At 41.3% G+C, this 13,320-nt stretch carries 11 protein-coding genes, 1 tRNA gene and 1 pseudogene; 10 read left to right on the forward strand and 3 right to left on the reverse strand.

The window, feature by feature from the left end:
* Positions 1 to 18 precede the first annotated feature (18 nt).
* The 4 genes from DESACI_RS08720 (at position 19) to DESACI_RS08735 (ending at position 5,026) form a co-directional block, all read left to right on the forward strand.
* Complete coding sequence (locus DESACI_RS08720; protein ID WP_014826824.1) at positions 19 to 2,133, forward strand: sigma-54-dependent Fis family transcriptional regulator; 2,115 nt, start codon at positions 19 to 21, stop codon at positions 2,131 to 2,133.
* Between the two features lie 118 nt (positions 2,134 to 2,251).
* Positions 2,252 to 4,381, forward strand: coding sequence for an acetate--CoA ligase family protein (locus tag DESACI_RS08725; RefSeq protein ID WP_014826825.1), 2,130 nt, complete (start codon positions 2,252 to 2,254; stop codon positions 4,379 to 4,381).
* 51 nt (positions 4,382 to 4,432) lie between these two features.
* On the forward strand, positions 4,433 to 4,879 hold the full coding sequence (locus tag DESACI_RS08730; RefSeq protein ID WP_014826826.1) for an ACT domain-containing protein: 447 nt from the start codon (positions 4,433 to 4,435) through the stop codon (positions 4,877 to 4,879).
* A gap of 70 nt (positions 4,880 to 4,949) precedes the next feature.
* A tRNA-Pro gene (locus tag DESACI_RS08735) sits at positions 4,950 to 5,026 on the forward strand.
* Between the two features lie 117 nt (positions 5,027 to 5,143).
* Here DESACI_RS08735 and DESACI_RS08740 read toward each other — a convergent pair.
* Positions 5,144 to 5,464, reverse strand: a complete 321-nt coding sequence (locus tag DESACI_RS08740; protein ID WP_242833145.1) for a site-specific integrase — start codon at positions 5,462 to 5,464, stop codon at positions 5,144 to 5,146.
* 110 nt (positions 5,465 to 5,574) lie between these two features.
* Between DESACI_RS08740 and DESACI_RS08745 the strand changes: the two are divergent.
* Positions 5,575 to 6,845, forward strand: a pseudogene (locus DESACI_RS08745) (transposase); the annotation flags it as partial.
* Positions 6,846 to 6,866: 21 nt separating this feature from the next.
* On the opposite strand, the gene DESACI_RS25870 reads toward DESACI_RS08745, so the two are convergent.
* Entirely contained in the window at positions 6,867 to 7,349 is a 483-nt protein-coding gene (locus DESACI_RS25870; protein WP_049804049.1) for an IS66 family transposase, read from the reverse strand.
* 44 nt (positions 7,350 to 7,393) lie between these two features.
* The gene (locus DESACI_RS25875; protein WP_049804050.1) at positions 7,394 to 8,017 is read right to left on the reverse strand and encodes an IS66 family transposase; all 624 of its coding nucleotides are present in this window, start codon (positions 8,015 to 8,017) and stop codon (positions 7,394 to 7,396) included.
* A 288-nt stretch (positions 8,018 to 8,305) separates the two neighbouring features.
* Between DESACI_RS25875 and DESACI_RS08755 the strand changes: the two genes are divergently transcribed.
* From DESACI_RS08755 to DESACI_RS08775, 5 genes are all read left to right on the forward strand, one after another.
* Entirely contained in the window at positions 8,306 to 8,764 is a 459-nt protein-coding gene (locus DESACI_RS08755; RefSeq protein ID WP_049804051.1) for an AAA family ATPase, read from the forward strand.
* 224 nt (positions 8,765 to 8,988) lie between these two features.
* A complete protein-coding gene (locus tag DESACI_RS08760; protein ID WP_014826827.1) occupies positions 8,989 to 11,952 on the forward strand; it encodes a TOTE conflict system archaeo-eukaryotic primase domain-containing protein in 2,964 nt (987 codons plus the stop codon).
* A gap of 77 nt (positions 11,953 to 12,029) precedes the next feature.
* On the forward strand, positions 12,030 to 12,302 hold the full coding sequence (locus DESACI_RS08765) for a type II toxin-antitoxin system Phd/YefM family antitoxin (protein WP_014826828.1): 273 nt from the start codon (positions 12,030 to 12,032) through the stop codon (positions 12,300 to 12,302).
* Entirely contained in the window at positions 12,283 to 12,603 is a 321-nt protein-coding gene (locus tag DESACI_RS08770) for a type II toxin-antitoxin system RelE/ParE family toxin (RefSeq protein ID WP_014826829.1), read from the forward strand. The genes DESACI_RS08765 and DESACI_RS08770 overlap by 20 nt, the downstream gene beginning before the upstream one ends.
* A 315-nt stretch (positions 12,604 to 12,918) precedes the next feature.
* Positions 12,919 to 13,275 (forward strand): hypothetical protein, encoded by a 357-nt coding sequence (locus DESACI_RS08775; RefSeq protein ID WP_014826830.1) that lies wholly within the window; start codon positions 12,919 to 12,921, stop codon positions 13,273 to 13,275.
* Positions 13,276 to 13,320: the final 45 nt, after the last annotated feature.

Below are 13,320 nucleotides of genomic sequence, written 5' to 3' on the forward strand. Positions count from 1 at the left end.
TAGTAGGGAGGATACAACGTGTTGCGCGTCGGCCAAGTCATGACACGACTTTCTGTAAGTTTATACAGCTATCATACCATCGGGGATGCTCTGATCTTAATGCAGGAAAAACAGGTATCAGGTTTGCCCTTGCTTAATGAACAGGGTCATCTGCTGGGTATGGTTACAAAAGAAATGATCTTTGAAAAGAGTTTGGCATCCTTTAATCCAGTGCATAAGGCCGCCGACTACCTTACCACACGTTTCCTGCCGTTAAAGGAAGAAGCTCTCTTGGAAGAAGTATGGGATTTGCCTTTTGATATTTACCCTGTATTAAATAACTTAGACGAAATTACCGGTGTCGTCACCAAGTATTCTTTGGGACGCGCCTATTTTCAACAGATTGAATTGCGCCGGCAGGAGCTTGAAGCAGTTTTTGACTCAGCTCATAACGGAATCATTGCTATCAATAAACAGGGTATCATAACGTCTTTGAATCCTGCAGCCGAAAGACCGGCTCGAGCTACAAAAGAAGAAGCCGTTGGGAGATATTTAACGGATGTGATAATTCCTTCGGGTCTCCTGGACGTTGTCCGCTCCGGGATACCGGATTTCGGGACGAAGTTCCAGGTGGGCCGGCGCCAATATATTTCAAATCGTACTCCTATTGTTAGAGACGGGGAAGTTGTTGGTGCGGTAGGAGTTTTTCAAGATGTTTCGGAGATAGAAAAAGTACTGCAGGAACTAAGAACCGTGAAACAATTAAATGAAGAACTTAGGACAACCATAGCCAGTTCGTACGATGGCATTATTATCTGTGACCGGCAAAGTGAAATTTTGCGCTGCAACCCCGCAGTAGGCCGAATATTAGAAGTTTCTTGGGAAGATCTAGTTGGGAAGGCTTTTAAGGAACTCGTGGACAACGGCGTTTTTCGCAAGAATATTATTCATTTGGTTAAGAAACAGGGTGGGTTAGTCAGTATCTTGGAAAGATCTGCTGCCGAGCATTCCCTGGTTATCACGGGTAATCCGGTATTTGATGACGAGGGAGAAATCGTTAAAGTTGTTATCAACATCCGTGATATGAGCGAATTGGTTTATTTACGAGAAGCTTTAGAGGAGAGTAAGCAGCTTTCAGAAAAGTATCAGGCTGAGATTGCTCAAATGAAAAATCACGAGGAAACAAGTTCAAATGTAAGGGCCTGCTCAGTCATTATGAAAAATGTTCTTGATCTGGCAGCGAGAGTCAGTAAAGTGGATACTCCTGTTGTTTTGGTAGGTGAACCGGGAGCAGGCAAAGAAGAAATCGCCAAGATGATTCATTTTCAGAGCAAACGCAAGCAAGGCCCCTTTTATAAGTTAAACTGCGGTTCGCTTCCCTACCAGTTGTTAGAGACAGAAATGTTTGGTCAAGGAATTGCGTTGGGCAGCGGGATCAAAGGGAAAATTGGATTATTGGAGTTAGCCAACCATGGAAGTTTATACCTTGAAGATATAGAAAAAATACCTTTAAACCTGCAAGGAAGACTGTTAAGGGTTCTCCAGGATAAAGTGCTTCAGACTTCTGATGGGAATGAAGCAGTGGCTGATCTTCGAATTGTAGCCGGCACCCATCGCCCCTTAATCGAGCTAGTGGAAAAAGGGCTGTTTCGTGAAGATCTCTATTTTAGCCTCAATGTTGTCCCAATCAACGTTCCGCCCTTAAGAGAACGAAAGGAAGACCTTATTCCTTTGATTACGTATTACTTAGAACGAAACAAGAAACGTCATGATCTGGAAAAGGCCATTGCCCCGGAGGGAATTCAGCAGCTTTTGAATTACTCTTGGCCGGGAAACGTTCGGGAAATGGCGAATGTTCTGGAAAGATTGGTAGTTACCGCTCAGGGAAAAACGATTTCCGGGAAAGAGGTTAAGACGGTACTTTATGAAAAAGAGAAAAACCTTCGGGCAGTCACGGTGAGCGACGTGGTTCCCCTGAAGGAAGCAATCGATGATTTGGAACAACAACTTGTAACCTTAGCTATGGAGTTGCACGGAACGACAGTTAAAGCGGCAGAGGCTTTGGGTGTTAATCAATCAACGGTGGTACGTAAGTTACAGAAGATTAAAGATCCGAAGGGTAGTCATGACGCCAAAATAGTGCAGAAAAAGTAAAGAAGTAAATGTTCCTAAAGGTTCCTATTGATTTATCAAATTTTAAAATGTCAGGGAGATAGCAACAATGATCAAATAGCTGGACCTAACTGGGAAAGACCATGAGAGGGGGAGAAACATGCATTATTTCATGGAGCCAACGGGTGTTGCTATTTTTGGGGCCAGCCAGGATTTTACCACAATTAACGGTAAAATTCTTAAATATCTTTTGAAACACCAGTTTGGGGGCCAAATTTATCCTATTAATCCTAAATATAAAGAAATTGTCGGTTTACCTTGTTATCCTTCAATAGGAGATATTACTGAGCAAGTCGATTTAGCCCTTATTGCTGTTGCAGCAGCAAGAGTGCCGGGGATTTTAAGAGACTGCGGTGGCAAGGGAGTAAAAAGAGCCGTCATTTTCTCCTCAGGATTTGCTGAAATGGGCCAGGAAGGTAAGAAAGTTCAAGAAGAAATACTTCAGATCGCCAAAGAATATAACATGCGGGTCATCGGTCCCAATTGTTTAGGTATCCTGAATGTTTCCACAGGATTAATTGCCTCTTTCAGTGGCTCGATGGAAGTGGATCATATAAAAACAGGTCCGGTCGCCTTAGTCTCGCAAAGCGGAGCTGTTGGTTTTATGCTCTTTAATTTATTGCAGGAAGCCGGAGTCGGTGTGAATTATGTTGTTACAACGGGCAATGAAGCAGATGTAACGGCTGGGGAAGGGTTAACGTATGTTGTAGAAAGCCCGGATACGAAAGTAGTTCTCACTTACCTTGAAGGCTTAAGAGACGGGGAATCGTTTCGTAAGACTGCAGAAAAAGCCGCTGAGGCGGGAAAGCCAATCATTGCTTTAAAGGTTGGGAATTCAGCCAGCGGCCAAAAAGCTGCCGCTACTCATACAGCTGCCTTAACCGGCTCTGGGGGAGCCTATAAAAGCTACTTTGAAAAAATGGGAATAATTCAAGCCCGTGACAGTGAGGATATCATAGACCTAGCCCAAGCCTTTCTGCCGGGGAAGCTTCCGCATGGACCAAGGGTGGGAATTGTCACCATGTCGGGAGGCGTAGGGATCTTGCTGGCTGATCGTTCCGAAGAGATAGGATTGCAAGTGCCGGAATTAAGTGCTTCTTTACAGAAAGAAGTACAAAAGGTCATCCCTTCATTTGGCTGCGCCCAAAATCCAGTGGATGTAACTGCTCAATCCCTAAATCAGGGAGAAGAATTTAAAAAATGTTTAAGAATCCTGTTAGCTTCTGACGAACTGGATATGCTGATTGTTGCCATTACCATGGCTACTGGGCAAATAGCTGAGAAAATTGGCCGGGATATAGCCGAAGCCGCTTTAGGAACCGATAAGCCTTTAGTTGTCAGTTGGAGCGTCGGTCAAGTTGCTAAACCAGGGTTTGAGGTCCTTAAAAAGGCCGGTGTTCCTTTGTATCATTCACCGGCCAGAGCAGTGAAAGCCATTGGAGCCTTATACCATTATGCTAATTTCCAAAAGAATTGGAAATTGCCGGCCATTGATAAGATAGATCCTCTTCGAAAGAGCCAAATTCAAACGGTTTTAAGGAAAAGTTCTCAGGCACTGAGTGAACACGCTACTAAAGAATTGTTAGAATTATACGGACTTCCGGTTACTAAAGAATATGTGGCTGTGACTGCGGAAGAAGCGGTAGGTATTGCCGAGAAATTTGGCTACCCTGTGGTTATGAAAATAGATTCTCCGGACATACTGCACAAAACCGAAGCGGGCGGCGTTGCTGTCAATATTAGTTCTCCTCAGGAAGTAAGAGCAAAGTTTCAGGAAATCATAGAGAGAGGCAAGGCCTATAACCCGCAGGCAAAAATTAATGGTATTTTAATACAAGAGCAAGTCACGCCGGGAGTCGAGGTCATCATTGGTTTGCAAAGAGATCCTGTCCTGGGAACTCAGATTATGTTTGGACTGGGCGGTATTTTCGTCGAAGTACTTAAAGATTTCATATTAAAACCAGTCCCCTTAAGCCGTGAAGATGCAGAGAATATGCTCAATGAGATCAAAGGGGCGGCTCTGTTAAACGGTGTAAGAGGAAGGGGAGCAGTCGATAAGGAAGCTTTAACGGAAATACTGCTCGGTGTCAGCCAATTAGCCGTGGAAGCGGAGGACACTCTTTTAAGCCTGGACATGAATCCGGTAACTGTATTACCTAAAGGGTTAGGTGCCAAAGTTTTAGATGGAGTGTTAATAAGTTCTGATTCTTGCCAAACTTGTACAAACTAGCTTATAATAATTCTGGGCATACTGAATGATTGCAGAGATAGGTGAGATTGGGTGGTTGGTAAGTCTAACGATTTCTTAATAGTCAGTAAAGACATATTGCCGGAGGCTATTTTAAAGACCGCAAAAGCTAAGGAGCTCCTTGTTAAAGGAGAGGCCTATACGATCAATGATGCAGTTGAACGGGTAGGTTTAAGCCGCAGCGCCTACTATAAATATAAAGACGGCGTGTTCCCGTTTTATGAGGCCAGCCGCGAAAAGATCTTAACAATTTCTCTGATTTTGGAAAATAAAGCTGGGATTCTTTCCCATGTCCTGAATTTTATTGCCTCAATAAAGGGCAATGTCTTAACGATTAACCAAGGGATACCTCTCCAAGGCATTGCCAATGTCTCAATTTCCTTAGAAACAGCCGGGATGGACGATACCCCCGAAAATCTTTTGAACGGACTGGGAAATATCAGCGGAGTCCGCAAAATTGAGGTAATCGGCCAAACCTAAAAATTTGGGGTTGCATTTTTCTCGTTAATATGTTACTCTGTATAAGCCTTCGTTTGAAGGAATAAAGCATCGGGGCGTGGCTCAGCTTGGTAGAGCGCTACCTTGGGGTGGTAGAGGTCGCACGTTCAAATCGTGTCGCTCCGACCAGTATTATCAAGGCTTTCAGCCTTTTAAGGTAGGCGGGTCGAACCCCAAATGTCGACCAAATGCCGACCAAAAAATAGACCATAATAAATGGTCTATTTTCGTATCCTGCTCTTATTTCTATCTGCTTTCTTCTTGTTGGAGTTCGATTATTTTTCTATTGATCTCATCTTTCTTTTTAACTCCAAGATGCTGATAAATTCCCTTTAAAACTTTAATATCGTGTCCAAGGCGCTCGGCTGCTAAATGATCTAGCACATCATTTTCATACAGCCATGTCGCGTGATAATGCCGAAGAAAGTGCAAACGAGTCTTCGGTATTTTTTTGTCTCTCACGAGCTTCCCTAAATAACTAGTGTAGCTATCGGGTCGCATCGGGAACGGGAACATTAATTGGTCGTTCTTTATATTTTTATCATTTGAGTTAGTTTCATAATTCATACCCCTTGATATAAGCGGGCTTTTTACCTGTAAAAAAAGGAGTACCTCCCCAAAATCTCGAAAGTGTAAGTGACCAAACAAACACCGAGAGGTTGAAAGGAGAACTCCCAATGTTTAGTATTCGCCAAGAACGTCTATTTTCCTTGGAAGAAATCTTAGAAATGTCACCGAAAGAATCGTATCCGCTTCTATTGGAACCGCTGAATATTACTCCTTTGTTGAGAGTGGTTTCAAAAAGGGCATTTTTGGGAGCTTCAACCACGCTTAACTATTCAGCCATGATCTATTCTTTATTCATTCGAGTGATCGAACGAATTCCTACGATCAAAGATTTACGAAAACGATTAAAAAACAGCTTGGAATTCCGTTTCGACTGCGGCTTTACGATGGCTGATGCAGTTCCTAGCGAGTCCTCTTATACTCGAATGATTCAAAAAATCAAGGGTTCTTCTGCTTTGGAAAAAATTCAAAATGAACTAGTCTCTCAGGCGTTTCAAGAAGGCTTCATCGATGGGGATGTTATAGCCATCGATGCTACTCATATTGAAGCGAGAGACCGTAAACCTGAGAAAAAGAAAGACGAAGAGGTTCCGGTCAAGCAAACCTCCAAAAAACGCGGACGAAAACCCAAATCGGAACGGGAGAAATGGCTCAAAGAACAACAGAAACTGGAAGAGAATCGACCCCTCTTTGAGAAGAAAATTGAAGCTCAACTTCCTCTTGATTTCAAGACGATCGAACAGCAAATCCCGTAAGATCCTCACTGGGGAATTAAGAAAAACTCCGAGGGCAAAAACGTCTTTTGGTTCGGGTTCAAAGGTCATCTTCTCGTGGACTGTAAAAGCCAATACATTTTAAAGTCCTTACTTTCCTCGGGAAATGTCAATGATGGCAAAATGGCGATTCCTCTGCTCAAGGCTCTTCATGAACTTCACCCCCAGATGAAGCCTTCCTATTCGCTTTTGGATGCTGGTTATGATTACAGCCCAATTTACCAACAAGCAAAAGCCATGGGGTCAAGGGCCCTGATTGATTACAATCCACGCAATGAACAACTACCCGAAGACAAGGACAAATACTTTTGCCCTAAGTGTCAAGAAGGTCATTCCTACCGATATGATAGCTATGATTCCCGATACGACACGTTGAAATATACTCAACCCAAGGAGTGCAAAGAGTGTCCTCTGATAGAAAACAACCAGTGTCAAAAGGTATTCAAGGTTAAGGTTTCCTCAGACCCCAGAAAATACACCGTTCCAGCCAGAGGAAGTGGGCGCTACTTGAACTCTATAAACAGAGAACAGCCGTAGAACGTGTTAATGCTTATCTCAAAGAGTACTTTCAGTTAAACAACATTCGACATCGAGGAAACGTAGCAAAGTAAGCGTCAAACCCACCGTATCTAGTAGTAAACTAGTATTCTTGAGATACTAGTTTGATGTGCTAAAAGACAAAACACAAAAGAGCCTCCATTGGGTGTATTGCAGAACTCCCAATTTTTGCGGCCCGTGGCAAAAATGCGTATGGATCTTTCCGCTGCGGAATTATCGATAGAAATACTGCCATCCACAAGATAACGTTCGAGATAGTCTTGTTGGTTCAAGGAATAGTTAATAGCCTTACCGATCAGTGAGCCGGAGTCTATCGTTTCAACCATGGATTTTAACCAATCGAAATAAGCATCAAGAATCGGCTTGCTTTGTTTCAAGGGTTTTTCATACCGTTTTTCAGGCGATTTGTCCTTCAATATAGCTTCAATCTTATAGAGTAATGCAATGCGCTTAAGAGCTTCATCCGCCGTCGTCCCTTTTCGCTGCTCTTGTGGGATACTCTTCAAGCATTCGTCATATTTACGTCTGGCATGAGCCATGCACCCAGAAATCACGATGTCCTCAGGAAGACCGCGATAGGCCTGATAACCATCGGTCGTCAGATTTCCGCATACCCTGAGAGAAATTCCTTGGGATGATAGCCACCCCGTGTTGTTTCATACTTGAATAAGATGACCGGAGGTCCATCGCACAGCTCTCCAGAACGGTAGATCCACATCCAACTCTCAGAAGTTGCCTTGCGGTTCTCTTCATGTAAAACTTGAACTCGGGTTTCGTCCGCATGAAGGGTACAGTAGGAAAGTAGATGATGTTTCATCTCATCGTATAACAAGGATAGGTATTCCTCGCTGCAACGGATCATCCAGTTGGCCATCGTCTGCCTAGACAGATTGACGCCATAACGTTGAAACTCACTTTCGTGATGAGCCAAGGGGACCGAGTTAACATACTTTCCATTCATAATAGCCGCCACGATGGAGGGAGTAGCTATGCTACCACGGAGCAAGGAAGGATCTTTTTTAGCACGAAGGATATTCCCACAGCTGCTGTCTTCACACCCATAAACGGAAACCACATGTTCTTCTCGTTCAAAGTGAGCCGGCACAAAACGCAGATAACTTGTTTTTTCTTCGGTGATCACTTTCAAGGCCTTTCCACAGTGACAAACACATTCTTCGGCAGAAAGTTTATGTTCTACGCGTACCACAGGAAAATCAGCCAAATCTGCTTCCCGTTTGCCTTTTTTCTTCTTACGCTTATAAGGTTTTGGAACGACCTCCTCATATTGAGGTTCGGTCGCAGAACTATCCGCAATAGCCTCAGCTTCATTAAAACACAGGTGGCGTGTATATCATTTTCATGATACTAGTGAATCATCTAGGATTAAAGGGAATTGTGAAATCAATGATAATCGGGTTCTTCGACCTGACGGGTCTAATTTAGCTGCTTTTCTCTACCTACTAAAAAAAATCATTTTGAACATTATTCCTATATTCTAAAGACTGTACAATTGATAGCCCCATTTATTGAAGACTTTATTTTAGAACCTGTAAAATTGAATCCAGACAAGATTCGACTTGAATGGAAACATAAAGAATCTGATAATTATTTTGATATTAGTCAGCTCTCTGATGGCACAATTAGAACTATTTGTATTGCCACATTGTTATTACAGCCAGATCTTCCTACTTGTATTCTAATTGATGAACCCGAACTAGGTTTGCACCCTTATGCAATTAATATTTTAGGTTCACTTTTTAAAAGTGTGTCTAAAAATACTCAAATAATTGCTTCAACTCAATCCCTTTTATTAGTTGATCAATTAGAGCCAGAGGATTTAATCGTGGTAGATTACAAGAATGATCAGTCCATTTTTAAAAGGTCTACTTCTCTAGAGTTAAATGATTGGCTAGAAGTATACTCCTTGGGAGAACTCTGGGAAAAGAATGTCCTTGGAGGTAGACCATAGTGATAAAGAGAGTAACCGTTTTAGTTGAGGGGCATACTATTTCCATCATATAGCCTTACATAACATTGAAAAGTCATGAAAGAGCCCTGATTACCAGGGCTTTGTTGCATTCTATCAGAGAATACAAACCTCAAATATGGTATATTATAGGAAAGAATTTAAAAAGAATAGCTCCTGAACTGTACTGGTTAACTGGTAGGTTAAAGAAATAATAGGATGACATTATGACTTTTGAAGAACTGCTTAAAAAATATCAAGCTTTGTTACTCGAAAACAACAGCCTAAAAGAAGAAATAAGCTATTTAAATTCTAAGCTCGGTGTTTCAGAACATCGGGCTATTACTGATGGAACCTCTGAAGCTTTTTATGAGGATAGCTTATTTCCGAGTCCTGATGCTGTTATAGAAGTTTCTAACCAATTATCTGAAAACGGAACTTTGCAATTCAACCTCAATAATATGTCAGAACCAAAGGATAAAATTGAGCTATTTATGTCCCTATTCAAAGGCCGGGATGATGTTTATGCTAAACGGTGGGAAAACAATAAGAAGGGTACAAATGGATATTCACCGTACTGCTTAAATGAATGGAAGCCTGGGCTTTGCAAAAAGCCAAAGGAAAAATGCTCCGCCTGCTCCCATAAGGATTATGCCCCTTTGGATGAAAAGGCAATTGACGATCATTTGCGAGGTCGTAACAATTTAGTTGTGGGAATATATCCTCTGTGCCTGGCTGAAACATGCTATTTTTTAGTCATTGACTTTGATGAGGGAGAGTGGCAGAAGGATATTTCACAGCTCAGAGAAGTAGGTTTGGAATTTGACATTCCTATAGCGGTTGAACGCTCACGGTCAGGTAAAGGTGCTCATGCCTGGATTTTCTTTGATAGCCCTTTAGCTGCTTCGTTGGCAAGAAAGCTGGGAAGCGCGCTGCTTACCTACGCTATGAGTAAACGCCATGAGATTAATTTTAAATCCTATGACAGGTTTTTTCCTAATCAGGATACTATGCCAAAGGGCGGTTTAGGAAATTTAATAGCCTTGCCCTTGCAAAAAACGGCAAGGAATAATCATAACAGTGTTTTTATCGATTCCGGCTTTGAGCCTTTCAAGGACCAGTGGGAATTTTTATCTGCTATAAGAAAGCTCTCTGAACAGGACGTTGAAACGCTCATTTCAAGACTTTGCCCTGGAAACGAACTCGGAATTTTGAAAAGCGATGATCAAGAAGAGCCTACAAAGCCTTGGGAAACTAAGAATGTTAAATTATCAGCGCATGATTTTCCTCAGTCTATAGAAATTGTCAAAGCCAATATGTTATATATCCCGAAATCGGGCGTTTCCCAAAGAGCCTTGAATCAACTAAAACGGTTGGCGGCTTTCCACAATCCGGAGTTTTACAAAGCTCAAGCCATGCGACTATCTGTTAGAAAAATACCCCGCGTAATCTCATGCTCTGACGAAATAGAAGAATATCTCTGCCTGCCAAGAGGATGTGAAACCAACTTAAAGACTTTATTTACAGAACTAAAGATTAAACCTGAATTTAGCGATAAAACAAATCACGGCAGAAGTATTGATGTAGAATTTAACGGCTGCTTGAGGGATGAACAACCACTGGCTCTTCAAAAATTGCTTGAGCATGATATAGGTGTACTATCCGGAACAACCGCTTTTGGCAAAACAGTGGTTGCAATAAATCTGATTGCTGAAAGAAAAGTTAATACGCTGATTATTGTTGATAAAGTGAATTTAGTAACCCAATGGAAAAGAAGATTAACAGAATTTCTGACTATAAATGAAGACCATCCTGATTTGGACGAAGTTAACAAGAGAGGAAGGAAAAAGACAAACAGTAATATTGGACAATTGGGAGCAGGAAAGAATAACTTAAGTGGGATTATAGATATAGCCGTCATGCAGTCCTTATACAAAATGGATGAAGTTAAGGATTGCGTGAAAAATTACGGCATGATAATTGTGGATGAGTGTCACCATATAGCCGCTGTTAGCTTTGAGAGGGTTCTCAAAAGTTCAAATAGCAAATACGTCTATGGATTAACGGCAACGCCTCAACGAAAAGATGGTCATCATCCGATCATATTTATGCAATGTGGTTCCATTTGCTACAAAGATGATGCTAAAAAACAGGCCGCTAAAAGACCCTTCGAGCATTATGTTATACCCAGGTTTACATCCCTCAGAGTTCCTTTAGATAAGAATGAAAAGAATGTATCCATCCAAGAATTGTATTCCGAAATTGTTGTTAACGAATTTAGGAATCAACAGATTATAGATGATGTGGTTAAAAGCTACGAACAGGGCAGAAATTGTCTCGTTTTAACCGAGCGTACAGCGCACGTCGAATTTCTTGCCCAAAAACTAAAAGAGAAAATTCCCGAAGTGATCTCCTTAACGGGTGGAATGGGGATAAAAGAGACTAGGGAGATAATGCAAAGGATAGCAGAAACACCCGCTGACAAGCAGATAACCTTAATTGCCACAGGTAAATATATTGGGGAGGGCTTTGATGAACCACGCCTAGATACCTTGTTTTTAGTGATGCCAATATCCTGGAAAGGTACTTTGCAGCAATATGCCGGAAGGCTGCACAGACACTTTGCCAACAAAAATGAAGTACAAATTTATGATTACGTGGATACCCATGTACGGATGCTTGAGCGGATGTATCATAAACGGCTTAACGGGTATGCTGCCATTGGTTATAGAGCTAAAGGCGGCGAAAGCACACCAGAGTCAATTGATGTTATCTTTGATAAGAGCAATTTTCTACCGGTATACACAAACGATATTCTCAATGCTAAAAGAGAAATTCTCATAGTTAGCCCATTTGTTACCAAGAGACGGACATTGCAGATGATGCAGCACCTGAGGATTGCCTTAGAAAATAAAGTGAGAGTAATCGTGATAACCCGGACGATTGGAGATTTCAACGACAAGAACGCGAGTGCATTGCAGGATGCCCTGGATCTATTGAAGGATGCTGGGGTAAGTCTTATTTTTAAATCAAATATTCATCAGAAATATGCAGTGATTGACCAAAGGATCGTGTGGTATGGAAGTATCAACCTTTTGAGTTTTGGTAGTGCCGAAGAAAGTATCATGCGACTGTATAGTCCTAACATTGCTAATGAATTAATAAGGAGTCTGGAGAAATTACAGTCCTGAATGTTATGCAGAATCATATAATATATGTACATAATTATGCTATAATAATGTCAACACTCATGACGAGGTGAGAGGATATGCCACATATTAGACCAATAACAGATTTGCGAAATACAAACGAAATCTCTGAATTATGCCACAAGCAGAACGAGCCGATTTTTATCACGAAAAACGGATATGGGGATTTAGTCATTATGAGTATGGAAACTTATGAACGTAAACTTGCGCTGGTTGAAGTTTATAGGAAGCTTGCTGAGGCTGAGAACCAACTTGCCCAAGGTGTTCCACTGTTAGATGGGGAAGAAGTCTTTGCAAAATTGAAAGAAAGATATGTCTACAAAGAGTTATAGTTTAAAGTTCACGCCTAAAGCAAGCGAAGATCTTGAACAAATATATAGCTATATTTCCGAGAATCTATTTGCTGATGCTGCTGCACACAATCTACTTGAAAAAATAGAACGAAATATAATGAAACTAAGATATTTTCCGTATTCCGGAAGTTTTGTATTGGATGAACCGCTAAGAAATAAAGGATATCGAAAGTTAGTGGTTGATAATTATATTGTTTTTTACCTTGTAAATGAGCTTGAAAGACAAGTTGTTATAATGCGTATACTCTACGGTGCTGTGAATTACCAAAATATGCTGTAATTGTGCTACTGCTCCCGTCGGCGTGGGATACGCCTTTGAACCTAAGGGGTCTGAGGAGAGATTATTGGATTTGCTTTGCTTCGCTTCGCTCCAAAGCCTTAATAAGGTAGAAAATACTGCGAGAATTTATGGAGAGATGCGTTCTCTCTTTTTTGTTACAATAAAGATGAAGATGTCACGGATTTTATGGAAGGCTAGCACGTGCTACAAATGAAAGAAGGTGCTTTTATAATAATCCGTCAGGGCAAGGAAATATCCTGAAATAATGGAATGATTAAATTTGGTTGTTAGAAACTAGAAATATTGGAGAGAAAAATGTCAAAGAAAAAACGCAAAAGCGGCCATTACTGCAAGATTTGTTCAGAATATAAATCGAATGAGAGCTTTTCGGGTAAGGGACATGCAAAACACATATGTAAAAGATGCAGTAAAAAGTCTCCAACTGAGCAAGCTGCAGATATGACCATGAATAGACTTTTTAACATGCCCTTCGGAAAGCTTAGCCCGGCAAAAAAAAGCTGGCTTGAAAACAGACTTCATGATCAGTGTGAAGAGAAGGTAGAAGAGCTTTATTGGGGCTTTCAGGAAATTTTTGCTCCGGCTTATTCTGAAGAGGAAGAATGCAAAAAAGACATGGAGCTACAGACAGGTATTGATGACTTACCATTTTGACTATCTTAAAATCGATGAACATAAAAAGTATGGAATAGTGGAGCA

Origin of the sequence: Desulfosporosinus acidiphilus SJ4, from assembly GCF_000255115.2 — a bacterium.
Classification (GTDB): domain Bacteria; phylum Bacillota; class Desulfitobacteriia; order Desulfitobacteriales; family Desulfitobacteriaceae; genus Desulfosporosinus; species Desulfosporosinus acidiphilus.

Excerpts from the sequence above, each read along its gene's own strand:
- DESACI_RS08775 (WP_014826830.1), top strand. The coding sequence starts at position 12,919 with ATGTCAAAGAAAAAACGCAAAAGCGGCCATTACTGCAAGATTTGTTCA.
- DESACI_RS08765 (WP_014826828.1), top strand. The coding sequence starts at position 12,030 with ATGCCACATATTAGACCAATAACAGATTTGCGAAATACAAACGAAATC.
- DESACI_RS08740 (WP_242833145.1), bottom strand. The coding sequence starts at position 5,464 with ATGAATTATGAAACTAACTCAAATGATAAAAATATAAAGAACGACCAA.
- DESACI_RS08725 (WP_014826825.1), top strand. The coding sequence starts at position 2,252 with ATGCATTATTTCATGGAGCCAACGGGTGTTGCTATTTTTGGGGCCAGC.
- DESACI_RS08770 (WP_014826829.1), top strand. The coding sequence starts at position 12,283 with ATGTCTACAAAGAGTTATAGTTTAAAGTTCACGCCTAAAGCAAGCGAA.
- DESACI_RS08760 (WP_014826827.1), top strand. The coding sequence starts at position 8,989 with ATGACTTTTGAAGAACTGCTTAAAAAATATCAAGCTTTGTTACTCGAA.